General features: G+C 70.0%; 21 protein-coding genes. 11 read left to right on the top strand and 10 right to left on the bottom strand.

Annotation, left to right across the window (positions count from 1 at the left end; translation table 11 throughout):
- Window positions 1–591, top strand: a 591-nt coding sequence (locus ACRDPS_RS03335; RefSeq protein ID WP_431500199.1) for a transposase, incomplete at its 5' end; no start/stop codon positions are given.
- A 182-nt stretch (window positions 592–773) separates the two neighbouring features.
- On the opposite strand, the gene ACRDPS_RS03330 is transcribed toward ACRDPS_RS03335, so the two are convergent.
- On the bottom strand, window positions 774–2330 hold the full coding sequence (locus tag ACRDPS_RS03330) for a sodium:solute symporter family protein (protein ID WP_431500198.1): 1557 nt from the start codon (window positions 2328–2330) through the stop codon (window positions 774–776).
- Window positions 2331–2538: 208 nt separating this feature from the next.
- On the opposite strand from ACRDPS_RS03330, the gene ACRDPS_RS03325 reads away from it, so the two are divergent.
- Window positions 2539–4920 (top strand): glycoside hydrolase family 3 N-terminal domain-containing protein, encoded by a 2382-nt coding sequence (locus tag ACRDPS_RS03325; RefSeq protein ID WP_431500197.1) that lies wholly within the window; start codon window positions 2539–2541, stop codon window positions 4918–4920.
- An 85-nt stretch (window positions 4921–5005) separates the two neighbouring features.
- Window positions 5006–5995 carry a LacI family DNA-binding transcriptional regulator gene (locus tag ACRDPS_RS03320; protein WP_431500196.1) on the top strand — a complete coding sequence of 330 codons (990 nt, stop codon included), beginning with the start codon at window positions 5006–5008 and terminating at the stop codon, window positions 5993–5995.
- On the opposite strand, the gene catC is transcribed toward ACRDPS_RS03320, so the two are convergent.
- From catC to ACRDPS_RS03300, 4 genes are read right to left on the bottom strand one after another with little or no spacing between them, the layout of a single operon-like run.
- Window positions 5992–6270 (bottom strand): muconolactone Delta-isomerase, encoded by a 279-nt coding sequence (gene catC, locus ACRDPS_RS03315; RefSeq protein ID WP_431500195.1) that lies wholly within the window; start codon window positions 6268–6270, stop codon window positions 5992–5994. The genes ACRDPS_RS03320 and catC overlap by 4 nt on opposite strands.
- Window positions 6270–7172, bottom strand: a complete 903-nt coding sequence (gene catA / locus ACRDPS_RS03310) for a catechol 1,2-dioxygenase (RefSeq protein ID WP_431500194.1) — start codon at window positions 7170–7172, stop codon at window positions 6270–6272. The genes catC and catA overlap by 1 nt, the downstream gene beginning before the upstream one ends.
- 47 nt (window positions 7173–7219) lie before the next feature.
- The gene (locus ACRDPS_RS03305; RefSeq protein WP_431500193.1) at window positions 7220–8323 is read right to left on the bottom strand and encodes a mandelate racemase/muconate lactonizing enzyme family protein; all 1104 of its coding nucleotides are present in this window, start codon (window positions 8321–8323) and stop codon (window positions 7220–7222) included.
- Window positions 8323–9228, bottom strand: a complete 906-nt coding sequence (locus ACRDPS_RS03300; protein ID WP_431500192.1) for a LysR substrate-binding domain-containing protein — start codon at window positions 9226–9228, stop codon at window positions 8323–8325. Before ACRDPS_RS03300 ends, ACRDPS_RS03305 begins: the two co-directional genes overlap by 1 nt.
- A gap of 193 nt (window positions 9229–9421) precedes the next feature.
- Here ACRDPS_RS03300 and benA point away from each other — a divergent pair, with 193 nt between their 5' ends.
- The 8 genes from benA (at window position 9422) to ACRDPS_RS03260 (ending at window position 20493) form a co-directional block, all read left to right on the top strand.
- Entirely contained in the window at window positions 9422–10789 is a 1368-nt protein-coding gene (gene benA / locus ACRDPS_RS03295) for a benzoate 1,2-dioxygenase large subunit (RefSeq protein ID WP_431500191.1), read from the top strand.
- 2 nt (window positions 10790–10791) lie between these two features.
- On the top strand, window positions 10792–11316 hold the full coding sequence (benB, locus tag ACRDPS_RS03290; RefSeq protein WP_431500190.1) for a benzoate 1,2-dioxygenase small subunit: 525 nt from the start codon (window positions 10792–10794) through the stop codon (window positions 11314–11316).
- A 10-nt stretch (window positions 11317–11326) separates the two neighbouring features.
- The gene (gene benC, locus ACRDPS_RS03285) at window positions 11327–14068 is read left to right on the top strand and encodes a benzoate 1,2-dioxygenase electron transfer component BenC (protein WP_431500189.1); all 2742 of its coding nucleotides are present in this window, start codon (window positions 11327–11329) and stop codon (window positions 14066–14068) included.
- Window positions 14069–14138: 70 nt separating this feature from the next.
- Window positions 14139–15425 (top strand): MFS transporter, encoded by a 1287-nt coding sequence (locus ACRDPS_RS03280; protein ID WP_431500188.1) that lies wholly within the window; start codon window positions 14139–14141, stop codon window positions 15423–15425.
- A 19-nt stretch (window positions 15426–15444) separates the two neighbouring features.
- Window positions 15445–18111: a LuxR C-terminal-related transcriptional regulator gene (locus ACRDPS_RS03275; protein ID WP_431500187.1), complete on the top strand. Its 2667-nt coding sequence runs from the start codon at window positions 15445–15447 to the stop codon at window positions 18109–18111.
- The gene (locus ACRDPS_RS03270; protein ID WP_431500186.1) at window positions 18108–19346 is read left to right on the top strand and encodes a benzoate/H(+) symporter BenE family transporter; all 1239 of its coding nucleotides are present in this window, start codon (window positions 18108–18110) and stop codon (window positions 19344–19346) included. Before ACRDPS_RS03275 ends, ACRDPS_RS03270 begins: the two co-directional genes overlap by 4 nt.
- Complete coding sequence (locus tag ACRDPS_RS03265) at window positions 19343–20074, top strand: alpha/beta hydrolase family protein (protein WP_431500185.1); 732 nt, start codon at window positions 19343–19345, stop codon at window positions 20072–20074. Before ACRDPS_RS03270 ends, ACRDPS_RS03265 begins: the two co-directional genes overlap by 4 nt.
- A gap of 77 nt (window positions 20075–20151) precedes the next feature.
- Window positions 20152–20493: a hypothetical protein gene (locus tag ACRDPS_RS03260; protein ID WP_431500184.1), complete on the top strand. Its 342-nt coding sequence runs from the start codon at window positions 20152–20154 to the stop codon at window positions 20491–20493.
- 138 nt (window positions 20494–20631) lie between these two features.
- Here the strand turns inward: ACRDPS_RS03260 and ACRDPS_RS03255 are convergent, their stop codons facing one another.
- The 5 genes from ACRDPS_RS03255 to gndA all read right to left on the bottom strand — a co-directional run.
- Window positions 20632–21450, bottom strand: a complete 819-nt coding sequence (locus tag ACRDPS_RS03255) for a YceI family protein (RefSeq protein ID WP_431500183.1) — start codon at window positions 21448–21450, stop codon at window positions 20632–20634.
- Window positions 21451–21460: 10 nt separating this feature from the next.
- Window positions 21461–23842 (bottom strand): MFS transporter, encoded by a 2382-nt coding sequence (locus tag ACRDPS_RS03250; RefSeq protein WP_431500182.1) that lies wholly within the window; start codon window positions 23840–23842, stop codon window positions 21461–21463.
- Between the two features lie 99 nt (window positions 23843–23941).
- Window positions 23942–24433 carry a MarR family winged helix-turn-helix transcriptional regulator gene (locus tag ACRDPS_RS03245; RefSeq protein WP_431500181.1) on the bottom strand — a complete coding sequence of 164 codons (492 nt, stop codon included), beginning with the start codon at window positions 24431–24433 and terminating at the stop codon, window positions 23942–23944.
- Window positions 24434–24539: 106 nt separating this feature from the next.
- Window positions 24540–25295, bottom strand: a complete 756-nt coding sequence (locus tag ACRDPS_RS03240) for a class I SAM-dependent methyltransferase (protein ID WP_431500180.1) — start codon at window positions 25293–25295, stop codon at window positions 24540–24542.
- Window positions 25296–25365: 70 nt separating this feature from the next.
- Window positions 25366–26736 (bottom strand): NADP-dependent phosphogluconate dehydrogenase (gene gndA, locus ACRDPS_RS03235; RefSeq protein WP_431500179.1); only part of this gene is annotated, 1371 nt, incomplete at its 5' end.

Raw genomic sequence — 26736 nt, 5'->3', positions numbered from 1 at the left:
GAGCAGGTCGACGAGCAGGTCGACGAGCAGGTCGAGGTATTGGCCGATTCGGCCTATGGGACCGGTGAGTTGCTGGCCACGCTGGCCGCTCAGGGCTGGAAGCCGATCATCAAACCGTGGCCGCTCAGGGCCGCGGTCGAGGGTGGCTTTACCGTCGACGACTTCGTCTACGACCCTGACGGCCCGAACCCTTCAGGCGGTGCCGGGACACTGACCTGCCCGGCGGGGCATACCCGGCCGCTGACCAAGACCCGCACCGTCAAGTTCGGCAAGATCTGTGACACCTGCCCGCTACGGCAGCAATGCACGACATCGAAGACCGGCAAGGGCACCAAGGTCCATAAGCACGACCTGCTCCAACGCGAACACCGACGACGAGCCGAAGACCCAGACTTTCAAGCCGTCTACCGACAGCATCGGCCCATGGTCGAACGCACCATCGCCTGGCTCACCCGCGGTGCACGCCGCGTCCCATACCGCGGCGTCACCAAGAACGACGCCTGGCTCCACCACCGCGCTGCTGCCCTCAACCTGCGCCGACTCCTCGCACTCGGCCTGGCTCACGACGGCACCACCTGGCAGATCGCCTGACTCCGACACCCCGGGGAGGTCTATCCGAGCCCAGCTCGGACAGACCTCCCCGGGGTGCCTCACAATCCCGCCAACGCCCGCAACAGCACCACCTCGAGCCAGCCCCGCGCCGGTCAGAACCGTGCAACGCGGCACACAACAACAATCGGACTCGCCCGATACTGCCTTTGTTCAGCAGTCTCCTAGGCCCTGTTCGAGAACTCGGCGCCGCCATCGACGTGGTGCTCCTGCAGCGCCGGCCCGTTGTCGGTCGCGACGTAGTCGAGCATCTCCTGGATCTCAGGCGCGACTGGCTTGTGGCGGGCCCGGTTGACCAGGCCGCCGGCCACGTACGTGGCAGCGGTGACGATGAGCGGCAACGCGACGCTGAGGTCCGCCGGGACGAGTTCGGTCGTCTGGATGAGCACGAACGCGAGCGTGCCGGTGCCAACACTGAGGATGGTCCAGGCTCCGTCGGTGTGGCGGAACGTCGAGAACAGCCCCAGCACCAGCGGCACCCCGGTGATGCCGACGAGCGCACCGAACCACGGGATGACCAGGCCGAGTACGCCGCCGAAGCTGTCGGCGTTCATGCCGACGAGCACCGTGACGACGGTGAAGAAGACCGTGAGCAACCGAGCCGACCGCAACGAGCCGACGCCGGACTCCTTGATGGCGCGGAACTTCGCCGAGACGACGGGCAGGATGTCGCGCTGGGAGACCGCGGAGAGCGTGTTGATGTCGGACACGGTCATGCCCATCGTCGAGGCGAACATCGCCGCGATCACCAGACCGACGAGACCCGCGGGAAGGTAGGTCTGGCTCAGCGTCGGGTAGAGCTGGGCGGCGGGATCGTCCATGTTCGGGAAGAGCAGGCGCCCGGCCCACATCGGGGCGAAGACCAGCAACGGCCAGACCAGGTACAGCAGCGAGGACAGCAGGGATGCCTTGCGGGCGTCGCGGCCCTCGGCGGTTGCGATGAACCGCGCGGCCAGGTTCCAGTTGCCGCCGTTGTACTCGAAGGTCTTGACGAAGAGGTAGAGCGAGGCCCACAACATCGTGTACTCGCCGCTGAACGGGTCGGAGAAGCCGGGCTGTACGTCGTTGAGCGGCCCCCACATGGAGAGGTAGCTCAGGCCACGCTCACTGAGTGCGCCGGCGACGCCGAAAGCGATGACGATGCCCGCGACCAGCTGCACTCCGAACTGCACGAAGTCGGTGATCAGATCGGCCCACAGGCCACCGATCGTGACGTAGACCATCGACACCACGCCGGCGAGGGCGATGCCCAGCCACACGGGGATGCCGGTGAACCCGTTCATCAGGATTCCGATGGAGGCCCACTTGGCGCCGATGTCGAGGAGCTTCATCAGCACGCCCATGACCGCGATCAGCTGCTGGGCAGGCAGCCCGTAGCGGGTGAGGAGATACTCGGTCGGGGACTGGACGCCCAGTCGTTGCCGCAACCGCGGCCAGCGGGGTGCGATCAGGCGTGCGCCGATCAGGGTGGCGACGGTGATGACCAGGGCCCACCAGACGAAGATGGTGAAGCCGAGGGTGTAGGCGATACCGGCGTACGCCACGAACACCACGCTGGAGTGCCCCGAGACATGGTGCGAGACCCCCGCGAGCCACCAGGGCACCTTGCCGCCGCCGACGAAGAAGTCGCCGGAGTCCGAGCTCTTGCGCTTGCTGTATAGGCCGATGGCGACCATGCCGAGGAAGAACAGGCCGACGACCAGCCAGTCGAGTGCGTGCACGAGGGGACTCCTTGGGAGCAACGGGTTGTGACGGAGCTAACGGAACTGCCTGTCGACGGTAGGTGTGTGGCTCCGGGGTGACGACAAGTTGCCATCGGTTGCCGTCGGTCGACCCGAAGGCGCGGGGCAACAGGTGGCAACTCGTTGCCCCTGGCGAGCGATACCGGAAACGTGACGGACATCACTCGCCCGATGAAGGACGGTCCTGATGAAACGGTTACGTAGAGCCCTCGGAAGCCCCGCGCTCGCGGTGGCGCTGACCGTGCCGCTGGCAGTCACTGCCGGAGTCGTGGTCCACCGCGACGCCGCCGAGGCCCAGCCGGCCGACGCACGCGAACGGCCACCAACGCTCGAAGCCCATGCCAAGGAGGTCATCACTGTCGCCGGCCGGAGATTCAAGGACCTCAGCGGAAACGGCGAGCTCGACCCGTACGAGGACTGGCGTCGACCCACCAAGGAGCGAGCCGCCGACCTCGTCGCGCGGATGACGCTCGAGGAGAAGGCCGGCCTCATGCTCATCGACACGCTCAACGCGGCGTGTGACCAGACCACCGGCGAACGCGGGACCCTGCCGGCGGCAGCCGCGGACTACGTCGGCGAGCAGCAGATGCGCCGCTTCGTCTTCCGAAACGTCGTCACCAGCGCGGACAAGGCCGTCTGCGGCGCCCCGGGCGGCGGCACCGGCGCCTCGACCAGCGTGACGCCCGGTGAGGCAGCGCGCTACACGAACCGCGTCCAGGAGCTCGGCGAGGCGAGCCGGCTCGGCATCCCGGTCCTCTACAAGTCCAACGCGCGCAACCACATCGACCCCAACGCCAGGGTCGGCATCAACGAGGCGTCCGGCTCGTTCACCGCGTTCCCGAAGGAGGCCGGCATCGCGGCGGCCGCCCTCGGCGAGCAGGCGCGTCGTACCGGCAAGACCACCACCGGGGACATGTCCGTGGTCCGTGACTTCGCGGGCGTCATGGGGGAGGAGTGGAAGTCCGTCGGCCTGCGAGGCATGTACGGTTACATGGCTGACCTGGCGACGGAACCGCGGTGGTACCGCGTGCACGAGACGTTCACCGAGGACGCCGACCTGGGCGGCAACATCATGGGCACCCTCGTGCAGTCCCTCCAGGGGAAGAAGGACCGAGCCGGGAGCTCGCTGAGCCCCGATAGCCCGGTCGCCCTCACCATGAAGCACTTTCCAGGTGGCGGTCCGCAACAGCTCGGCCTGGACCCGCACTACTCGTTCGGCAAGACGCAGGTCTATCCGGGTGGCGCGTTCGCCGAGCACCTACGGCCCTTCGAGGCCGCCATCGACGCCGGCGTCTCCTCGATCATGCCCTACTACGGCGTCCCGATGGACGTCACGCATGACGGCGTGACCTATGACCAGGTGGGCATGGCGTTCTCCGACCAGATCGTCAACGACCTGCTCCGCGACAGGCTCGGCTTCCGCGGCTACGTCAACTCCGACACCGGCATCATCAACGACCGTGCGTGGGGGCTCGAGGAGGCCACTGTCCCCGAGCGTGTCGCTGCGGCCGTCAACGGTGGCACCGACACGCTCTCGGGCTTCCACGACGTCGCGACCATCACCTCCCTGGTCGAGGACGGTCTCATCACCGAGGAGCGGGTGACCCTCGCCGCGACACGGCTGGTCGAGCCGCTGTTCGACCTGGGCCTCTTCGAGGATCCGTACGTCGACGAGGCAGAGGCCGACGAGGTCGTCGGCAGCGCGAAGAACCGCGAGGCCGCGCTCGACATGCAGCGCAAGTCGGCCGTGCTCCTGCAGAACCAGAGCAAGGACAAGAGCAAGGACAAGAGCAAGGACCGGAGCAAGGACCAGAGCAAGGACCGGGTGCTGCCGATGCGCGCTGGCGCGAAGGTCTATGTGCTCGGCGACATCGACACCAAGACCGTGGAGAGCTACGGCTACGACGTGGTCGATGGCAACACCGAGAACCCGGCCGACCGGCCCAGCGCCGAGGGTTCCGACTATGTGCTGGTCAACGTCACCGCCAACAACGTCGGGACCGGCGACTACGTGAGCAACGACGAGGCTTCGGGGATGAACCCCGAGCACAAGAACCCGATCGTCATGCCAGGGGTGCGGGGGCTCGACGGCAAGAGCCCGTACGGCGCCGCCGACGCGTGTGTTTCCTACGGCGCGGAGACCTGCACCGACAACGGGTTGCGGTTCGGTGGTTCCTTGCCGTGGGAGTCGAGTGTCCTCGACTTCAGCGGCATGGCGGCCTCGGAGTCGTGGGAAGTCACTCCGTCCCTCGACGTCGTGCAGCAGGCGATGGCCGAGGTCGGCGATCCGCGCAAGGTGGTGCTGAACGTCTACTTCCGCCAGCCCTATGTGCTCGACGAGGCGAGCGGGCTCAGGGACGCCGGCGCGATCGTGGCCGGCTTCGGCATGAGCGACGGCGCCCTCATGGACGTACTGTCGGGTCGGTTCGCGCCACAGGGACGGATGCCGTTCGCGCTCCCGAGCACCCGGCGAGCCGTGGAGGAGCAGGCGAGCGATCTCCCGGGCTATGACGAGACCACCGACGGAGCCTTGTTCCCCTTCGGTGCCGGCCTGACGTACCGACGCTGAGCCCAGGGACAGTGTGTGGGACCGGTTTCGCCGAGACCGGTCCCACACCCTTGCCGAGCACCAGGACCATCTCTACTGTGAGCCGGTGAAGTCCCGAGTGACGATCTATGACGTGGCAGAGGCCGCCGGTGTGGCGGCGTCGACCGTGTCCCGTGCGTTCGCGCGGCCCGGCCGGGTCAGCACCGAGACCGCGGCTCGGATCTTCGCCGCCGCGCGAGAGCTCGGCTACCGCTCGACATCCCTGCCGGCGGTGACCGGGTCGGTGTCGCGCACCGTCGCGCTGGTGGTCACCGACATCACCAACCCCTTCTACGCCGAGATCATCCGTGGTGTGCACGAGGCGGCGACCGGACTTGGCTACACCGTGGTGCTGTCCCACACGATGGAGGATCCGCACGTCGAGCGTGCCTGGATCGAGCACGAGCTCCCCGCCGTCGACGGGGTGGTCCTGGCGAGCTCGCGTATGTCGGACAGTGCGATCCGCATGTTGGCGAAGCAGAAGCCGGTCGTCGTCCTCAACCGGCGGCTGCCGGAGGTGCCCAGCCTGCTCATCGACAACGCGCGTGGCATGCGACGTGCGATGGAGCATCTGGGGGAGCTCGGCCACACCTCGGTCACCTACGTGAGCGGACCGGAGGCGAGCTGGACCGACGGCATGCGGTGGCATGCCCTGCGCGAGGCGGGCTACGAGCTGGAGATGGTGGTGCACCGGGTGGGCCCGGTGAACACGCCCACCATCGATGCCGGGTCCCGGATGGTCGAGGCGATCCTGGCCAACCCGACCACCGCGATCGTCTGCTACAACGACGCTGTGGCCATCGGGGTCATCAAGGGGCTGCACAGCAGGGACATCCGGGTCCCCGACGAGGTGAGCGTCATCGGTGTGGACAACACCCAGCTCGGCGAGGTCGTGGACCCCGAGCTGACGACGGTGGCGTCCCCGCTGCGCGACCAGGGACGTACGGCGCTGCGTACCGTCGTCGCGATGGCCGCGGGGGACGCGCCGAACCTCAAGCCGCTGCTCCTCCCCGTCCGGCTCGTGGTGCGCGAGTCGACCGCTCGACGCAGGTCCTAGTCCACCTTGGACGGGTGCCTGGCCAGCGGTGTGACCTGGACGTCCATGTAGGGGAACAGCGGCAGGCTGGACAGGAGCTGGTGCAGCTCGTCGTGGGACTCGACGTCGAAGACGGAGATGTTGGCGTACTCCCCGACGATCCGCCACAGCTGCGGCCATTTCCCGGCGCGCTGGAGCTCCTGGGCGTAGGCCTTCTCGCGGGCGATCGTGTCGTCGCGGACGTCCGGATCCAGGTCGTGCGGGATCCGGACGTCCATGCGTACGTGGTAGAGCATCAGCCACGCACCGGGTCGAGGACGAAGCCGTAGTCGACGCTCACCGTGCCGTCGCCCGCGTCGACGGGCGAGAGCACCAGCTCGGGCTTGACCGCCGAGGCGATGTCGTCGTCGTTGTGCTCGTCGCCGGGGAAGTAGAGCTGGGCGGTGAGGAGCTCGTGGCCGGGGGCCGACACCTTGACGTGCAGGTGAGCCGGGCGCCAGGCGTGCCAGCCGGCGGCGGCGATGAGCTTGCCGCAGGAGCCGTCCGTGGGGATCTGGTAGGGGGCGGGCCGGATCGTGTGGATCTCGAAGGCGCCGTCGTCCCCGACGGTGAAGCTGCCGCGCAGGTTCCACTCCGGGATGCCGGGCGCGAACTGCGAGTAGAAGCCGTCGGCGTCGGCGTGCCAGAGCTCGACCTTGGCGCCGGCGAGCTCGGTGCCATCGGTGGAGGAGACCCTGCCCGTCCAGGTCAGCGGGGTGCCGGACTCGCCGTCGCGCATCGGGATGGTGCCGGTCGCGCCCTGCTCCGGGGCGTCGGGGACGTAGTAGGGGCCCTCGATGGTGCCCTTGTTGCCCTCGCGGTGCTCGGTGGCGACCTTCTCGACCTCGTGCTCGACCCACACGTCGAGGAAGAGCGGCCACTCGCCGTCCTTGCCGACCTGGATCAGCCATGCCTTGAGCGCGTTGAACTCGTCGTAGGTGACCTTCTCCTCGCGGATGGTGTCGTAGACGGCGCTGAGCACGCGCTTGGCCAGCGTGTCGACGCGCTCGGGCGGGGTGTCCTTGACGGACTCGAAGGGTGACTTGTCGGCCGCGAACCGCTCGGTGGCGGAGGCGCCGGAGGCGGCCGCGGAGGCGGACCCGCCGGACTCGACGGATTCGATGGACTCGACGGACTCGATGGTCTGGTCGGTGGTCATGGATGGTTCCTCTCGTGATGCACGGCCGAGGCCGTGTGGGGCGGTGTTCAGCTGTCGGTGCGGTAGTGGTCGAGCTTCTCGGGGTCGATCTCGACCCCGAGGCCGGCACCGGGGCGTACGACGAGCTCGCCGTCGCTGATCTCGAGCGGCTCGGTGAGCAGGTCATCGGCCATGTCGAGGAAGTTCGACAGCTCACCGGCACGACGCGAGGTGAGCTGGTGAGCCGCGCCGAAGGCGATCGCGCAGGCGGTGCCGAGCTGGCTGTCGATCTGGTTGCCCATCACGACCTCCACGCCGAGGCCCTCGGCGAGGTGGAGCACCTGCTGCGACCCGGTGAAGCCGGTGCGCGCGGTCTTGATGCTGATCGCGGTGGCGGCTCCGGCGAGCACCTCGCGGGTGACGTCGGCCGCCGTGGGCACCGACTCGTCGGCGATGAACGGTACGTCCAGCTGGCTGACCAGCCAGCGGCGGCCGAGCACGTCGTCAGCCGGGTTGAGCTCCTCGGCGAACAACAGGTCCAGGTCGGCCATCTGCCTCATCGCGCGGGCGGACTCGGCCGCGGTCCAGCCGCGGTTGCCGTCGACGTACAGCTCGATCTCGTCGCCGAACCGCTCGCGCAGGGCACGGACGACGGCGGTGTCGAGCTCGATCGGGGAGCGACCGACCTTCACCTTGAACGTCGAGATTCCGTACGTCTCCCGCATCCGCTCCGCCTCGGCGACCATCGCCGCGGGTGAGTCGAAGCCGAGCATGTGCGAGACCCGCATCCGGTCGGTGTAACCACCGAGCAGGTCCACGACCCGCAGGTCCAGGGTCTTGCCGAGGGCGTCCCACATGGCCATGTCGACGGCGGCCTTGGCGGTCGGGTTGCCGATGGTGCGTTCCATCAGGACACGCGCACGCTCACGGTCGAGCAGCGTCATCCCGACGAGCTGAGGGGCGAAGATCTGGTCGATGACGGCGACGATCCCGGCCTGCGTCTCGCCGTAGGTGAACGGGCGCGGCGGGGCCTCGGCCACCCCGACGACGCCGTCGTCGGTATGGACCCGGACGAGCACGTGCTCGGCCGTGTGGACCTCACCGGAGGCGAAGCGCAGCGGCTTGCGGTAGGGAATGGCGAACGGGATCGCCTCGATCTTGGTGACCTTCATCAGGGAGCTTTCAGGCTGGGTGCGGTGAACAGGTCTGCTGCTTCGAGGATGTCGATGACGGCGTCGACGACCGGGTTGTCGTCGTCGGTGCGGTAGGCCAGCGCGAGCTCGACGCTGCCGGCGTCGAGCAGGTCGCGGAAGACCACGCCCTGCAGGGGCAGCGCCCGGACCGAGGCCGGGACGACCGCGATGCCGAGACCCGCGGCGACCAGGGCGAGCAGGACCGCCGTGCTGGGCGCCTCGTGCTCGCGCCGCGGCACGAACCCGGCCTGGCGGCAGCTGCGCAGGACGGCCTCGTTGACCGCGGAGTCACGGTCGCTGTACGCCACGAACGGCTCGGTGCGCAGGTCGGCCAGGGCGACGACGGGCTCGACCGCGAGGCGGTGGTCGACGGGGACGGCGAGGACGAGGGGCTCGACCTCGAGGGTGCGCAGGGTCAGGCCCTCGCCGACCGCCGGCGGCCTCAGGACGCCGAGGTCGAGCGACCCGTTCCGCAGACGCTCGCACTGACCCGGCGTGAGCAGGTCGGCGTGGATCTCGAGCGCCACGTCGGGCAGCTCGCGCTTGACCACCCTGGCGATCCCGGGCAGGTGCGAGAAGGAGGCGGTGCCGGTCAGCCCGAGGCGGACCAGACCGTGGCGGCCGGCGCCGATGCGGCGTACGCCTCGAACACTGTCGTCCACCGCGGACAGCACCCGGTTGGCCTCTGCCCGCAGGAACTCGCCCGCCGGCGTGAGAGAGACCTGCCGGGTGGTGCGGGTGAACAGCGTGACGTCGAGCTCGGCCTCGAGCTGACGGATCGCCTGGGACAGCGCCGGCTGGGCGATGTGCAGATGGGCCGCCGCCCGCCCGAAGTGGCAGGTCTCGGCGACCGCTGCGAAGTACCGCAGGTGGCGTAGCTCCATGAGGTGCTCCTCAAGATGTGGTGACGAGCGCCACGCTAGGCCCGATATAGATAAAGGACAAGGACGAAAATGACACCTATTGATCGCTGGTGAATATGAATAGATGCCCAGGCCGGGACTGGGCATTCACCTGGTGTGACGGACGCCACTCACTGCGACAGTCGGAGGACCGTCACCCGTTGGAGGCTTAACCATGACCGCACCGCTCACCGAGAACCTCGGCCACATCGAGGACGTCCTGTCGGACGCCGTGGTCGAGGACCGCGAGGCCGGGATCTACCGCGCCAACCGTCGGATCTTCACCGACGAGGAGATCTTCGAGCTGGAGATGAAGCACATCTTCGAAGGCAACTGGATCTACCTCGCCCACGAGAGCCAGGTGCCCAACCCGGGCGACTACTTCACCACGTACATCGGGCGGCAGCCGGTGATGATCACTCGCGACAAGGACGGTGAGCTGCACTGCATGATCAATGCCTGCGCCCACCGCGGCGCGATGCTCTGCCGGCGCAAGACCGACAACCGGATGACCCTGACGTGCCCGTTCCACGGTTGGACCTTCCGTAACGACGGCACCCTCCTCAAGGTCAAGGACCCCGACGACGCGGGCTACCCGGAGAGCTTCAACACCGAGGGCTCGCACAACCTCACCCATGTCGTGAGGTTCGACAGCTACCGCGGCTTCCTGTTCGGCTCGCTCAACGAGGACGTACTGCCGCTCGAGGAGCACCTCGGCGACACCGTCAAGGTCATCGACATGCTGGTCGACCAGTCGCCCGACGGGCTCGAGGTGCTGCGTGGGTCCTCGACCTACACCTACGACGGCAACTGGAAGGTCCAGGCGGAGAACGGCGCCGACGGCTATCACGTCACCGCCACCCACTGGAACTACGCCGCCACCACCTCGCGCCGCAACACCGGCGAGTCGAAGAACACGACCAAGACCGTCGACGCCGGCAGCTGGGGCAAGTCCGGCGGAGGCTACTGGTCCTACCCCAACGGCCACCTGTGCCTGTGGACCTGGGCGGCAAACCCCGCCGACCGGCCGCTGTGGGACCAGATGGACGTCCTCAAGGAGAAGTTCGGCGAGGCCAAGGGCGAGTTCATGGTCAAGGGCTCGCGCAACCTGCTGCTCTACCCGAACGTCTACCTGATGGACCAGTTCTCGACCCAGATCCGGCACTTCCGCCCGATCTCGGTCGACCAGACCGAGGTCACCATCTACTGCATCGCCCCCAAGGGCGAGGCACCTGAGTCGAGGGCCTGGCGGATCCGGCAGTACGAGGACTTCTTCAACGCCTCCGGCATGGCCACGCCCGACGACCTGGAGGAGTTCCGCTCCTGCTTCCTGACCTACCAGGCCTCCGCCGCGCCGTGGAACGACATGAGCCGCGGCGCCGAGCACTGGCAGACCGGTCCCGACGAGGTCGCCGAGGCGTTGGAGATGCCGGGAGTCATCTCGGCCGGCGCGAAGAACGAGGACGAGGGCCTCTACCCGGTCATGCACGCGCAGTGGACCGAGCAGATGCGTACGGCCATCGCGAACGAGAAGGGCAACTGACCATGACGCTCACGCAGAACGCCCCCGCCGGGTCGAAGCTGATCACGCAGAACAGCATCGAGCAGTTCCTCTACCGCGAGGCGCGCTTCCTCGACGACCGCGAGTTCGAGCGGTGGCTGGAGTGCTACGCCGACGACGTCGTCTACTGGATGCCCTGCTGGGACGACGCGGACCTGCTGACCGAGGACCCGCAGACCGAGATGTCGCTCATCTACTACCCCAACAAGGGCGGTCTGGAGGACCGGGTCTTCCGGATCCGTACGGAGCGGTCCTCGGCCACCTCTCTGCCCGAGCCGCGTACGTCGCACAACATCAGCAACGTCGAGGTGATCGAGCGCCGCGGCGACCTGGTCGACGTGCGCTTCAACTGGCACACCATGTACTTCCGCTACAAGACCGTCGACCCCTATTACGGCACGTCGTTCTACACCATCGACTTCTCCGGTGATCAGCCGCTGATCCGCCGCAAGACCGTGGTGCTGAAGAACGACTACATCCACCACGTCGTCGACATCTACCACTTCTGAGGCACCTGCGATGACTGCAACCGAGACCGAGCCCACGAACCCGAGCCAGGGCGGGGTCGCCACCCACCAGGTGGCGCTCGCCTTCGAGGACGGCGTGACCCGGTTCATCACCGTTCGTGAGGACCAGACCGTCGCCGACGCGTCCTACCGGCAGCGGATCAACATCCCGCTGGACTGCCGCGACGGCGCCTGCGGGACGTGCAAGGCGCTGTGCGAGTCGGGGAGCTTCGACGGCGGGAGCTACATCGAGGACGCGCTCTCCGACGCGGAGGCGGCCGAGGGGTACGCCCTGCCCTGCTCGATGAAGCCGCGCTCGGACCTCGCGCTGCAGATCGCCACCACCTCCGAGGTCGCCAAGACCGGAGCCACCAGCTACACCGGCACCGTCGTCGGCCTGGACCGGCTGAGCCCCACCACGGTCGAGCTGTCCATCGACATCCCCAACCGCGGCGAGCTCGCCTTCCTGCCCGGTCAGTACGTCAACATCGCCGTGCCCGGCACCGGCGACGGCGAGCCGGTCACCCGCTCGTACTCCTTCGCGAACGCTCCCCATGAGGAGCGGCTCGTCTTCCTGGTCAAGCTCACCCAGGGCGGCGCGATGTCGACCTGGCTGACCGAGCGCGCCGCGGTCGGCGACGAGGTCACCTTCACCGGGCCGAACGGCTCCTTCTTCCTGCGCGAGGCACGCCGTCCCGTGCTCATGCTGGCCGGTGGCACCGGGCTCGCGCCCGTGCTCTCGATGCTGCGCCAGCTCGAGGTCGACGGCTGCGACCGCGGCGGCCGGCTGGTCTACGGCGTCAGCACCGACGACGACCTGGTCAAGCTCGACGAGGTCGGCGAGCTCGTCTCGCGTCTGCCCGGGTTCAGCTGGGACCACTGCGTCTCCGACCCCGGTTCGGCCGCGGCCAACAAGGGCTACGTGACGAGCCTGATCGGTGAGGACGACCTGCACGACGGCGACGTCGCGATCTACCTCTGCGGCCCGCCGCCGATGGTCGAGGCGGTGCGTACCCACGTCTCCGGCGCCGGCCTCGAGCCCACCGGCTTCTACTACGAGAAGTTCGCCCTCGCCGTCCCTGCCGAAGAGTCACCCGCGCAGGCCGAGAAGTCACCTGTGCAGGCCGAGAAGTCACTCGTACGCGCCGAGCTGGAGGCCCACGCCGACGCGCGATCGATCGCGGGCCAGGAGATGTTCGCGGCCCTCGATCTCGAGAACGTGGGGTCGGCCGGCGTCGCGCACGACGAGGGCGATGCCGTACGTCGCATCGCCGGTCAGCTGGTCGCCCCGCGCCCTACGTCAGACGGGCCCGAGAGTGCAGTCAGCGGTGTCGAGATCGACGCGGTCGAGGACCTGATCGTGGCCGCAGGAGCGCGTGGCGTCGGTGGTCAGGAGGTGTTCGCGGTCGACGACTCTGTTGGTCTCGACACGCCTGCGCCCAGCGGCTCCGGCGGCTCGACCAGCGGGGACACCACCGAGGACGGCTACACGATCGGTGAGGAGCACCCGGACATCTCCGCCTCCGACGCGATCTTCGAGGCCCGGGCGGCGCTGGAGGTCGGCGCGCTCGACCTCACCATCGGGCGGCTCGACTCCCAGCAGCTCGCCGGCTACCAGCTGCTCGCCGAATCGACCCTGCCGTACGTCGAAGGTGACCGTTTCCTCGACGCCCACGGCTACACCGAGTCGAACGCGGCCTTCCACGACTACCTGTTCACCCTCACCGGCAACAGCCACCTGCTGGCCGCCTACCAGGCGCTCGGCGTCAAGGGCCGGATGGAGGACGTGCTGCGCAACGCCACCTGGTGCCACCCGGGCTGCACCCAGGACCATCTCGACATCGTCGACGCCTTCGAGCGCGGCGACCGCCTGGCCGCGCGCGACCTGATCAAGGCCCACAGCGAGCGGTCGAAGGAGACGATGCGGCGCGCGATGGCCGAGTCCGCGGCCGCGAACCGGCCCAGGTTCATCACTCCGGGCCGTTTCGCCGGCCAGGTCGTGGTGGTCACCGGCGCCGCCCAGGGCATCGGCGCCCAGGTCGCCCGCCGGGTGAGCGCCGAGGGTGGCGCCGTCGTCCTCGCCGACCGCTCGCCGCTGGCCGGCGAGGTCGCCGCCGAGCTCACCGACCAGGGTGCGAAGGCGAAGGCGGTCGAGTGCGACCTCGAGCACTACGAGGGAGCAGCCGCGTTGGTGGAGCAGGCGCTGGCGGCGTACGGCCGGATCGACGTCCTGATCAACAACGTCGGCGGAGCGATCAACTTCAAGCCGTTCACCGAGTTCACCTCCGAGCAGATCGACGCCGAGATCACCCGGTCGCTGATGACCACGCTGTACGCCTGCCGGGCGGCTCTCCCGGGCATGGTCGATCAGGGGCACGGCGTCATCGTCAACGTCTCCTCGGCCGCGACCCGGGGCATCAACCGGATCCCCTACTCCGCGGCGAAGGGCGGGATCAACGCGATCACCGCGTCCCTCGCGCTGGAGTACGCCGACGCGGGCATCCGCGTCACCGCGACGGCCCCGGGAGGTACGGAGGCTCCGCCGCGCCGGATCTCCCGGGGCACACCACAGCCGGGGACGGACGCTGAGAAGGCGTGGTTCCAGGCCCATATCGACCAGACCCTCGAGACCTCACTGATGCACCGCTACGGCACGCTCGACGAGCAGGCCGCCGCGATCTGCTTCCTCGCCTCCGAGGAGGCCTCCTACATCACCGGCACGGTCCTTCCCGTCGCCGGCGGTGACCTCGGCTGAGCCACCAGGTCCTCTCTCGGGGCCGTCCCTCCCTTCGCGAGCACGCTCGCGTCACCCATGGAGATCACCCATGTCCGAAAACACCGATGAAATCACTCGGGCCAAGACCGGGCGCCAGCTCGCCTGGGTCGTCGCGCTCTCGGCGCTGGCCCTGATGTTCGACGGCTACGACCTCGTGGTCTACGGCACGGTGCTGCCGACGCTGATGGCCGACTCGTCCCAGATCGGGCAGCTCTCCGCGGGCCAGGCGGGCACGCTCGGCAGCTATGCCCTGGTCGGCGTGCTGGTCGGCGCGCTGAGCGCCGGCGCGGTCAGCGACCGGATCGGCCGGCGGAAGGTCGTGCTCGCCAGCATCACCTGGTTCTCGCTCGGGATGGCAGCGACCGCGTTCGCGCAGTCGATCGCCGTCTTCGGCATCCTGCGCTTCCTGACCGGCATCGGGCTGGGCGCGATCCTCGCCACCGTCGGTGCTCTGGTGGCCGAGTTCGCCCCGCCGGAGCGGAAGAACCGGCTCAACGCGATCGTCTACAGCGGCATCCCCGCCGGTGGCGTGGCCGCCTCGGTGATGGCGCTCGTCATCGACCCGAGCGGCTCCAACTGGCGGATCCTGATGGCGATCGGCGCCAGCCCGCTGCTCCTGCTGCTGCCCTTCGCGATCGCGAAGCTGCCCGAGTCGCAGCAGTGGCTCGACTCCCGCGGCCGGATCGCGAGCGCCGGCACGGCCCAGGAGGCCGTCGGCTTCAGCGCGCTCGCCCGCCGCCCGCTCGCGTTCCCGACCATGGTGCTGGGCCTGATGAGCTTCTCCGGCCTGCTGCTGACCTACGGCCTGAACACCTGGCTCCCGAAGATCATGGAGGACAACGGCTACGGCAAGGCGTACGCCCTCACCTTCCTGCTCGTGCTCAACGGCGGCGCCATCCTCGGCGGCCTCCTCGCGTCGTACGTCGCCGACCGGACCGGCGCCAAGAAGGTGGTCTCCACGACCTTCGTGCTCGCCGGCCTGATGCTGTTGCTGCTCCCGCTCGGGCTGCCGCTCGCCATCCTGTTCCCCGCTGTCGCGATCGCCGGTGTCGGCACGATCGGTACGCAGGTGCTCATCTACGGGCTCGTCGCCAACTTCTACCCGACCCGGGCCCGCGGCGCTGGCGTCGCCTGGTGCGCCGGCTTCGGCCGCCTGGGCGGGATCGTCGGACCGATCATCGGCGGTGCCCTGGTCGCCGCCGGCGTCGGCGGGACCACCGCCTTCCAGATCTTCGCGGCCGTCGCGCTGCTCGGCGCCGTGGTCGCCGTGGCCGTGCCGCGGTCCCCGGAGGAGCCGGTCCTGGACGTCGCGCTCGACGAGGGCGTGCCCGCGTGAGGAGGCCTAGGGTGTGACCGTGCTCATAGAACGAGCCGGGTGCGTCGGTCGCGAGGACGAGCTCGTCGAGCTCACCTCGCGGCTGGCCCTCACCCGCGCCTCTGGATCCGCAGCCGTCCTGGTCCTCGGTGACCCGGGGATGGGCAAGACCGCGCTGCTGCGCGGTCTGGCCGACCGGGTCGCGACGCCGGCGCTGAAGGCCCGCGCCGGTGGGTGGGAGCAGGACTCGCCCGGCGCGGTGCTGCGCCAGCTGCTCGGTACGGAGCCGCCGGCCGACCCGGTCGCCGCGGCCGATGCCCTGGTCGCGCGAGCCCTGGCCGGGTGTGCCGACGAGCCCGGACTGATTCTGGTCGACGACGCCGACCTCGCCGACGCGTTCTCGCTGCAGGCGATCGCCTCCGCGCTGCGCCGGCACCGCGACGTACCTCTGCTCGTGGTCCTCGCGGCCACCCGCACCACCCCGTTCCTCGGCGAGATCGCCGCGGATGCCGTACGCATCGAGGGGCTGGACGCGACGGCGGTCGCCGAGCTGGCCTCGCTGCGCGGGCGGGTCCTGCACCCGGCGATGGCCGAGGTCCTCACCCGCCACACCGGGGGCAGCCCGCGCGACGCGGTCGCGCTGCTCGACGAGCTTCCGCCGAGCAGCTGGGTGCGTCCCGACACCCAGCTGCCGGCGCCCGCACACGTACGCGACGAGGTCCAGGTCGCACTCGCCGGCTGCGGACCCGAGGGCCGTGCCCTGGCGGAGGCCTTCGCGATCCTCGGAGAGGAGGCCTCGCTGGGCCAGGCCGCTGACCTCGCCGGTCTCGAGGATCCGCTGACCGCGGTCGACACCCTGGCCGCGGCCGGGCTCGTCGAGACGAGCCGGGACCACCGGCCCCGATGGCGTACGTCCCTGGTCGGTGCCGCCGTGCTGGCGACCATGGGCGCCCGACGGGCCGCGGACGCGCACCAGCGCGCGGCAGAGATCGTCGACGACGAGGTCAGCCGGGCCCGGCACCTCGTCGCCGCGACCCCGCTGCCCGATGCCGAGCTCGCCGACGACGTCGCCCGGCTGGCGCAGCGGCGCGGCGACGAAGGCGCCTGGGCAGACGCCGCCAACCTCTTCCGCGACTCCAGCCGACTCACCGAGGACCCGCTGCGGCGCGATGACCGGCTGATCCGCTCGGTCGACGCCCTGGTCGCGGCCGGCGACGGCATGGGCGCCGCGGCGTTGGTGCCCGTGATCGAGGGCCTGCGCGAGACCCCTCTGCGCGACGCCGTGCTCGCCTACCTGGCGATCCTGCGCGGACGAGCCACCGAGGCCGAGGTGCGGCTCAAGCGCGCCTGGGACATCGTCAACGCGGACCGGGAGCCGGAGACCGCGGCGCTGATCGCCCAGCGGCACGTGCTGCACTCGCTGGCGCTGTGCCGCGGCGACGAGCTGGTCACCTGGGCCGACCGGGCGATCTCGCTCGCCGGCCGCGACTCCGCGGCGGGCATCGAGGCGGCGGCGATCCGCGGGCTCGGGCTGGCGATGGCCGGCCGGTTCGAGGATGCCCAGGAGGCGTACGCCCTCGCCGCCCGACGGGTCGGGCACAGTGCTCAGACCCAGCGGGTCACGATGGGGCGCGGGTGGCTCGGGGTCCTGGCCGACGAGCCCGACGAGAGCCGCAGCCGGCTGGAGGGGGTCACCGACCCGCGGGTCCTCGGCGGCTCGATCCGGATCTCGATGTGGGCCCTGGCCTGGCTCGCACGGGTGCAGTTCCTGACCGGTGAGGGCGACGCCGCGCTGCAGACCGTGGCGGCCGGGCGAGCGCTCGCGGCCGAGTCGGGCATCGCCCTGGTGACCCCGCTGCTGGAGTGGACGGCCACCGAGACCCACCTGCTGCGCGGCAGCTGGGAGGACGCCGCCCGATCCGCCCGCGCCGCCGAGGCCGGGGCGCAGGGCTACGAGATCATGCGGGTCCCGGCGCTGCTCGCCCGCGCCCACATCGCCGAGGCGCGCAGCGACTTCCGTGCCGTGCTCCGCATCCTCGAACCGCTCACCCAGGCCCCGGCCGGAAGCGCGCTGACAGAGCCGGCCATCTGGCCGTGGGCCGAGACGTACGCCGCCGCGCTGATCCACGAGGGCAGGCTGGAGGAGGCCGACGAGTTCCTCCTCCCGCACGAGACCCGTGCCCGGGAGGAGCAGCACCGCTCCGCCCAGGCTCGGCTCGCCACCGCCCGTGGCCGCTGGCACGGCGCCCGCGGCGACCTCATCGGGGTCCGGGAGACCTTCGACCGAGCACTCGACCTGCTCGAGGGGCTCCCGCTCCGCTACGAGCGGGCCCGGGTCACCTTCGCCTACGGGCAGGCGCTGCGCCGCGCCGGCCGCCGCCGCGACGCGGAGGCGCTGCTCTCGGCCGCGCGCGACCAGTGGGACGGTCTGGGTGCGCTGACGTACGTCGACGCGGCCCAGCGTGAGCTGCGAGCCGGGGGAGTGCGAGCGCCGCGTGGCCGGCGCGGACCGGTGGACCTGACCCCGCAGGAGGAGGCCGTCGCGGAGATGGTCGCCTCGGGGCTGTCCAACCGTGAGGTGGCCGCGCAGCTCTTCGTCTCGCCCAAGACCGTCCAGTATCACCTGACCCGTATCTACGCGAAGCTCGGCGTCCGCAGCCGGACCGAGCTGGCCGCGATGTCCGCCGAGACGACGGAGGAGCCATGACCACCGACCTGGACATCCGAGAGCCACGGGCCGTCCTCAGGCGCGACCTGGGCAGTCATGAGCTGATCAACGGCTTCATCGGGTTCCTGTTCTCCTGCACCGGCCCGGTCGCGGTGATTCTCGCCGTCGGTCAGGGCGCCGGGCTCTCCGCCGGCGTGGTCGCCTCCTGGGTGAGCGCGGTCTTCTGTCTCAACGGCGTGCTGACGATCATCGCCTCGCGGTGGAGCCTGCAGCCGATGGTTTACTTCTGGACGATCCCCGGCACGGTCGTGGTCGGGCAGGCGATGTCGGCCGGCACGGCCTGGCCGGAGGTGGTCGGTGGGTTCGTCCTGGCCGCGGTGCTGCTGATGGCCCTGGCTCTGACCCGCCAGGTCGACCGGGTGATGCATCTGCTGCCGATGCCGATCGTGATGGCGATGGTCGCCGGCGTCTTCCTTCGCTTCGGCACGGACCTGGTCCTCGCCGTCGACCGCGACCTCGCCATCGCCGGTCCGATGGTGCTCGCCTTCGTGGCCGTCAGCGCGATCCCGAAGGTGGCGCGCTGGCTGCCGGCGGTGCTGGTGGCACTGGCGATCGGTGCGGTCGCGGTATCCCTCGCCGACCGCCCGGCGGTCGAGGTCGCCGGGCGCTGGGTGATCGACCCGGTCTGGACGACGCCGGTGTTCACCGGGTCCGCCTTCGTCGAGCTCACGATCCCGCTCCTGGTCACCGTCCTGGTCGTCCAGAACGGCCAGGGCATGGCGGTGCTGCGTGCCGCCGGCCACGATCCGCGGATGAACCAGGTGACCGGCTGGTGCGGGGTCACCTCGCTGATCGCGGCGCCCTTCGGCGGCGTCTCCACGTGCCTGGCCGGGCCCACCAACGCGCTGGTCACCGCCTCGGGCGAGCGGCACCGGCACTATGCCGGGGCGATCTGGTGCGGCGTACTCGCCATCGGGTTCGGCCTGCTCGCGCCCGGGATGGTCCGGGTCATCACCACCATGCCAGAGGCGTACGTCGCGGCGCTGGGTGGCCTGGCCATGCTCAAGCCCCTCCAGGGTGCCTTCCAGTCCGCCTTCAGCGGACCCCATGTCACCGGCGCGCTGGTCACCTTCCTGGTGACCGTCGCCGACATCACCGTCTTCAACATCGGCTCCGCCTTCTGGGGCCTGGTGGTCGGTGTCGCGGTCAGCCTGCTGCTCGACCGCGACAGCCGACGCGGCCGCAACAGCCCCAACAGCATGGAGAAGTCATGACCACCACAGAGTCCACCTACCCCGACGCGACGATGCGCTACGGCGCCACGGCTCGCCAGGTCGCCGACGTCTTCGAGCCGGAGGAGGCCACCGACTCCCTCGTCCTGCTGCTGCACGGCGGTCTGTGGCGCGACTCCGACCGGACGCGCACCTGGGCGGCCGGTCGGGCCCTGGGCGACGCGGGGCACCTGACCGCGACGGTGGAGTATCGGCACGGGCCCGGGCAGTGGCGCCAGGCCCTCGAGGACATCGCCACCGCGATCGAGTCGATCCAGCTCAGCGGCCGCGAGTGGACCATCCACAACGACGCGCCCCGCCGGATCACCCTGGTCGGGCACTCCTCCGGCGGCCAGCTCGCGCTCTGGGCCGCCGCCCAGCCCGGCACGCTCGCCACCGGCGTGGTGGCGCTGGCCCCGGCCGCGGCGCTCGCGGCGATGAGCGAGGACGGCCTCGGTGACGGGGCGGTCGAGGAGTTCCTCGGCGGCACCCCGGCCGAGGTGCCCGCCGCGTACGCCGCCGCCGACCCCATCGGCCTCGCCCCTCTGGTGCCCGTGCGGGTCCTGCACGGCTCGGCCGACACCGTCATCCCGTTCGCGATCTCGGAGCGCTACGCCACGGCCCACCCCGACGTACGTCTCGACGCGATCGAGGGCGCCGCCCACGCCTCCTGGGGCGACCCGGCCTCGTCCGCCTGGCCGCACCTGCTGACCGCGGTCGGCGAGGTGTGAGCGAGCGGATTGGGCCACGACGACGTGGGCACGGAGAATTGGCCTGACAAGGTTGTCGTGGCGAGAAGGAGAGCGGTATGACCGTGAACGAGCAACCGCGGAGACCGCGCCACCTGATGGACCCGGACAATCCAGTCCGGCCCGTCAACGACAAGTCCCTGACCCGGGTGCAGCAGTGGGTCATGTCGGTGCTCGCCGTGTTCACGGTCGCCCACCTGGCGGTCGGGATGGTCATCGGGGCCGTGGCGATCGACCCGGCCTTCCAGAGCTCGCGGGTCGGACTGTGCATCATCGCGGGTGCGTTCGGGGTGCTCGGCCTCGCCGGAGGCTTCCTCATCCACCGTCGCAGCCCGCTCACCCCATGGCTCGCCCTCGGGCTGCTGCCCGCCCTCGTCGGCCTCTGGATCGTGCTGCGCTGAGGACGAAACCCCGCCGAGCCGGCTCGTTCTGACCGAAAACCCTGCCGAGTCGGCTCGTTCTGACCGAAGACCCCGCCGAGCCGGCTCGTCATGACGAGCCGACTCGGCAGGGTTTTCGTGATCGGGGGCGGACGCGGCTCAGGTGGGCAGCGACTCACCCTGGACGGTCTGGATGTCCAGCTCCACCTTCAGCGTCGTGCCGATGGCGGCGATGCCGGCCGCGACGGCCTGGTTGAAGCTCATCGCGAAGTCCTCGCGCCGCAGCTGAGCGGTGGCGTGGAAGGCCGCCCGGGTGCCGCCCCAGGGGTCCGGGCCGGTGCCGAGGTAGGCGACGTCCAGGTCGACCTCGCGGGACTGGCCGTGCATCGAGAGCTCCCCGTGCACGGTCCAGCGGTCGGAGCCGGCCGCGGTGAGGCTGGTGGAGCGGTAGACGATCTCGGGGTGGGCCTCGACATCGAGGAAGTCCCCGCTCCGCAGGTGGCCGTCGCGCATCGCGTTGCCGGTGTCGATCGACGAGGCCCGGATGACCGCCTCGACGCGTGACTTCTCCAGATGGTCCGGCGCGATCTCCACGACGCCGGTGAAGTCGGTGAACCTGCCGCGCACGCTGGAGATGCCGAGGTGCTGTGCGGCCGCACCGACCGTGGAGTGGGCCGGGTCGATGGTCCAGGGACCAGGCGGGGGCAGCTGGGTCTCGCCCTGCCTGGTCAGGGTGACCGTGCCGAGCGCGGCCCGGCCCGACGCGGTGACGATCGCCGTGGCCGCGGTGGGGGACCATCCGATCGCGGTGACGATCGCGACGTACGGCCCCGCCGCGAGGACGGTGTCGTCGGTGACGACACCGTCCTCGTCGGCCTCGGCGCGCAGCACCTGACCGCCCGCCGTGTCGGTGAGGGTGATCACCGCATGCGCCACGGCCCAGCCGTCGCGGGTGCGGATCTGTGCGGTCAGAGCCATCTGACTCTCTCTACTCGTCGGGGTGGGTGAGGACGATCTCGTGGCCGTCGACGCCATGGCCGCTGAGGTTCACGGTGCTCGTCGCCGGCGGGTAGCTGGTCGCCAGGACCGTGTAGTCCCCGCCATCGAGATCGGCGAAGGCGTACGCCCCGTCCGCGCCGGTCGTCGCCGTCGCGACCACGTTGCCGGCCGCGTCGACCAGCGTGACCCGGGCGTCGGCGAGCGGGCCGAACGACGCCTTGACGAGGCCGGTCAGACGGGCACCGGTGACCATCTCCACCTCGACACGGGTGACGCCGGTGGCACCGATCTCGATCGGCACCGCGTGCGGGCGGTAGCCCTCGGCGTTGACCGCGACGGTCGCCGGCCCCGGGACCAGCTCGTCGATGAAGAACGTGCCGTCCGCGACGGTGGCGCCGGTGGAGAGCAGATCGCCGCGTACGTCGGTGACGATCACCATCGCGCCCTGGATGGGCACGCCGTCCTCGCCGCCGCGCACGATGCCCTTGAGGCCGGTGGTGCCGCTGAGCAGGAGGTCGTACGCCACCGGCTCACTGCCCACGACCACCGTGGACGCCTGCGGCTGGAAGCCGTCGGCAGAGGCGATCAGGACGTACGTCCCGGCGCCGGGTGCGTCCACCGCGTAGTCGCCGTCGGCGTGGGCGACCGACCGGCCGAGCTGACGCCCGGAGAGGGAGATCAGCGTGACCGCCGCGTGCGGGACCGGGGTGTTGCCGGCGCCGCGTACGAAACCGTGCAGCGGGATCCCGTTGCCCGGCGCCGCGACGGGCGCGACCTCGTCGGCGGGGTGCTGCTCGGGGACGCCGACGACCGCCTCGGCGACCGCTGCCGGGGCGTCGACACCGACCGCCTCGTCGGCGGCCTGCTCGAGCCCGCCCTTGGTCTTGAGAGGCACCTCCTTGATGAACACCACGAGCAGCAGCGCGATGACGGCCGCGCCCGCGGCGACCAGGAAGATGTCGGCGATGCCGTGGCCGTACGCACTCTCCAGCACGCTCCGCAGCGGCTCCGGGATCTTGTCCATGTCCGGGATCTCGCCCGAGGTGCCCTGGGCCATCGCGGCGTACCTCGGACCGAGGTCGGCGAGGCCGTCCTCGACGTAGTCGCCGACGCGGTTCGCCATCAGCGCGCCGAGCGCGGAGACGCCCATCGCGCCGCCGAGGCTGCGGAAGAAGGTCACCATGGAGCTGGCCGCACCGAGGTCGGAGGGTGCGACCTGGTTCTGCGTGGAGAGCACCAGGTTCTGCATCGTCATGCCGACGCCGAGGCCGAGGACGGCCATGAAGATCGCGACATGCCAGTACTCGGTGTCGTAGCGGATCGTGCCGAGCATGCCCAGCCCGCCGACGATGAGGGCGGCGCCGACGACCAGCCAGGCCTTCCACCTCCCGGTGCGGGTGATGATCTGGCCGGAGACGGTCGAGGAGAGGAACAGTCCGGCGATCATCGGGATCGTCATCAGGCCGGCCATCGTCGGCGACTTGTCGCGGGCCAGCTGGAAGTACTGGCTGAAGAAGATCGTGCCGGCGAACATCGCGACGCCGACGAAGAGCGAGGCGAGGGAGGAGAGGGTGATCGTCCGGTTGGCGAAGAGCCGCAGCGGGATGATCGGTTCCTTGGCCCTGGACTCGATCAGCACGAAGATCAGCATCAGGGCGATGGAGCCGCCGACCATGGCCGCGGTCTCCCACGAGGCCCAGTCGTACTTGTCACCGGCGAAGGTGACCCAGACGAGCAGCAGGCAGACGCCGGCCGCCATGAAGAACGCGCCGGCCCAGTCGACCTTGACGCCCTCGCGCTTGACGACGGGGAGGTGCAGGGTCTTCTGCAGCACGATGAACGCGACGACCGCGAACGGGATCCCGACGTAGAAGCACCAGCGCCAGCCGAGCGAGTCGGCATCGGTGATGACGCCGCCGATCAGCGGGCCGCCGACGGTGGCGACCGCGAAGACGGCGCCGAGGTAGCCCGAGTAGCGGCCACGCTCACGCGGGGAGATCATCGCCGCCATGATGACCTGGGCCAGAGCGGTCAGACCGCCCATGCCGATGCCCTGGACCGCCCGGGCAGCGATGAGCTGCTCCGGGTTCTGGGCCAGGCCGGCGACGGCAGATGCGGCCACGAAGATAAGCAGCGCGACCTGCATGAGCACCTTCTTGCTGAACAGGTCGGCCATCTTTCCCCACAGCGGGGTGGTGGCCGTCATGGTCAGCAGGGTGGAGGTGACCACCCAGGTGTAGGCCGACTGCCCACCGCCGATGTCGGCGATGATCTCGGGCAGCGCGTTGGAGACGATCGTGGAGGAGATCATCGCCACGAACATGCCGAGCAGCAGACCCGAGAGAGCCTCCATGATCTCGCGGTGAGACATTGCGCTGTACGTGTTCTTCGGGGAGCCGTCTTCGGACGAGGCTCCGGGGGGACTGGGTTGAGTCCGCTCGGCTGCCGTCGTTGCCATGGACTTCCTTTCCTAGCTGCTTGTGGTCGTGCGGGAGTGGTCTGTGGGGTTCTGGGTGGGGCACGGGGTCGCGGGCCGGCAGGTGCCGAGGCTGTCGCGAAGCTTCGTGACGAGCCGGATCAGCTCGTGGAGGTCGCCGTCGTCCCAGTCGCCGAGCCGGTCGGCGATCAGGTCCGCTACCTGCAGGGACGCATCGTCGAGCACGGCGCGCCCCGCGTCGGTGAGGCAGAGGATGCGCGAGCGCCCGTCGGCCGGGTTGGGGGAGCGTTCGATCCAGCCGCGGTCGGCGATGTACGCGACGTGTCGGCTGGTGACCGAGATGTCGACGGCGAGCAGGTCGGTGAGCTCGCTCATCGTCATGTCGCCGTGCTGTCGCAGCATCGTCAGCACTCCCGCTGAGCCGGTGGACAGCTCGGGCGGGAGGTTGCGGGCCAGGCCCTTCTTCACCGCTCCGACCTGGCTGAGCTGGTACATCAGCTCCTGGTACGTCTCTTGCCCGGCCATCATCCCTCCAAGTTGGTTGACTTTTACAACCGTATTGAGGATAGGGGGACGATGCAAATTCCCGAGCGCGGTTGAGGAGGGAGTCTCCGCTCGGAGGCTCGGTCGACTACCCGACGGTGCCCCGGGCCGCCCATGCGGTCGCGGTGACGGTGATCGGGCCGTCCCCGAGCCGGTGCCGCGCGACCTTCTCGAGGGCGGTGCGGCCGGGTTCGTCGAGGCCCTTGACGTAGTCGCCCGCGGGCCCGACGCCGTAGGTGTACGGCTCCCACCAGTCCTCGAAGGTCGGGTGCACGACGCGTACGGACAGGGTGTCGGGCTCGACCTTGCGCAGGCCGGCCCTCTTCAGGAGCCCGACGAGGTCACCCGTCCGGGCACCGGCGAGGAAGGCCTCGTCCTCGGCGTCCTGGTCGATCTCGTGGACGCACTGCCAGAACGGGGCTACGGCGCCGGTCTCGGCGTCCCAGACGCAGGCGGCGACCGTGCCGCCGGGGCGGGTCACCCTGGCCATCTCCCGAAGCCCCTCCTCCGGGTCGGCCAAGAAGTGCACGACCAGCTGCGCCAGCGCGACGTCGAACCAGTTGTCCGCGAACGGGAGCGCCTCGGCCACGCCGGTGTGCACGTCCACCCGGGCCAGGCGCCGCGCGACCGTCTCGACGAAGGGCGGCGACGGGTCGATGGCGGCTACGAGGTGCGCCTCGGTGAGGGTGACGAGATGGCGGGTGAGGGTGCCCGGCCCGCAGCCGACGTCGAGCACCCGGTGGCCCATGCTCACCTTGGCGAAGTCCGCGAAGAACGGCGTGAGCGGCTCGGCGTAGCGGCCCATGAAACGGGCATACCTCTCCGCTGCGACCTCGAACCCCATGCTGCAGGCTAGGTCCGCCCTCGGCTACACCGACAGCCCCAAGTTCGGTATCTCCCGACCCCTGGTGCGCCTAGTGCGTCGAGGGAGTGGTCGAGATCTCGCTGCGGTCGTCGGACCAGAGGGTGTGGAAGGCGCCCTCCTTGTCGATGCGCTTGTAGGTGTGGGCGCCGAAGAAGTCCCGCTGCCCTTGGATGAGCGCGGCGGGGAGCCGGTCGGCGGCGAGGGAGTCGAAGTAGGAGAGTGCCGAGGAGAATCCGGGTGCGGGGACCCCGGAGGCGGCCGCGATCCCGACGACTCGCCGCCACGCCTCCTCGCCGGACGCGACAGCGTCGGCGAAGTAGGGGTCGACCAGCAGCGACTCGAGGTCGGGCTTGGTGGCGTACGCCTCCACGATCCGGTTGAGGAATCGGGCGCGGATGATGCAGCCGGCCCGCCAGATCTTGGCGAGCGCGCCGAGGTCGATGTCCCAGCCGTACTCCTTCGCGCCGGCGACGATCAGGTCGAACCCTTGCGCGTAGGCGACCACCTTGGAGGAATAGAGAGCCGCGCGTACGTCCTCGATGAACGTGTCGGGGACCTCGGGCGCCTTGGGGTGGTTGGTGACCGATGCGCGCATCGCCGCGCGCTGGGCGGACTTGGAGGAGACCGCGCGGGCGAAGACCGCCTCGCCGATGCCGGAGACCGGGATGCCGAGGCCGAGAGCGTTCTGGACCGTCCAGACACCGGTGCCCTTCGAGCCGGCCTCGTCGAGGATGACGTCGACCAGGGGATCGCCCGTCTCGGCGTCCTTCTGGGCGAGCACCTCCGCACTGATCTCGATCAGGTAGGACTCGAGGTCGCCGGTGTTCCAGTCCTTGAAGACGTCGACGAGCTGCTCCACCGAGAGCCCGCCCACCCGCCGGAGGAGGTCGTAGGCCTCCGCGATGAGCTGCATGTCGGCGTACTCGATGCCGTTGTGCACCATCTTCACGAAGTGTCCGGCGCCGTCGGTGCCGATGTGGGTCACGCACGGCTCGCCCTCGGCCACCGCGGCGATCGACTTCAGGATCGGGCCCAGCGTCTCCCAGGCCTCCGCCGACCCGCCGGGCATGATCGAGGGGCCGTTGAGTGCACCCTCCTCACCGCCGGAGATGCCGGTGCCGACGAAGTTCAGGCCACGCTCGCGCAGCTCGTGCTCGCGCCGGATGGTGTCGTTGAAGTTGGCGTTGCCGCCGTCGACGATGATGTCGCCGGGCTCGAACCGCTCCGCCAGCTGCTCGATCACCGCGTCGGTGCCCTTGCCGGCCTGGACCATGATGATCGCCGTACGCGGCTTGCTCAGCGTCGCCACGAAGTCATCGATCGTCTCGGAGGCGAGGAAGCCCGCCTCCGGGTGCTCCGTGACGAGCTCCTCGGTGCGGGCGTAGGTGCGGTTGTAGACCGCCACCGTGTTGCCCTCGCG

The organism is Nocardioides sp. (assembly GCF_050699375.1).
Classification (GTDB): domain Bacteria; phylum Actinomycetota; class Actinomycetes; order Propionibacteriales; family Nocardioidaceae; genus Nocardioides.
This window is presented reverse-complemented; position numbering and strand designations above follow the sequence as displayed.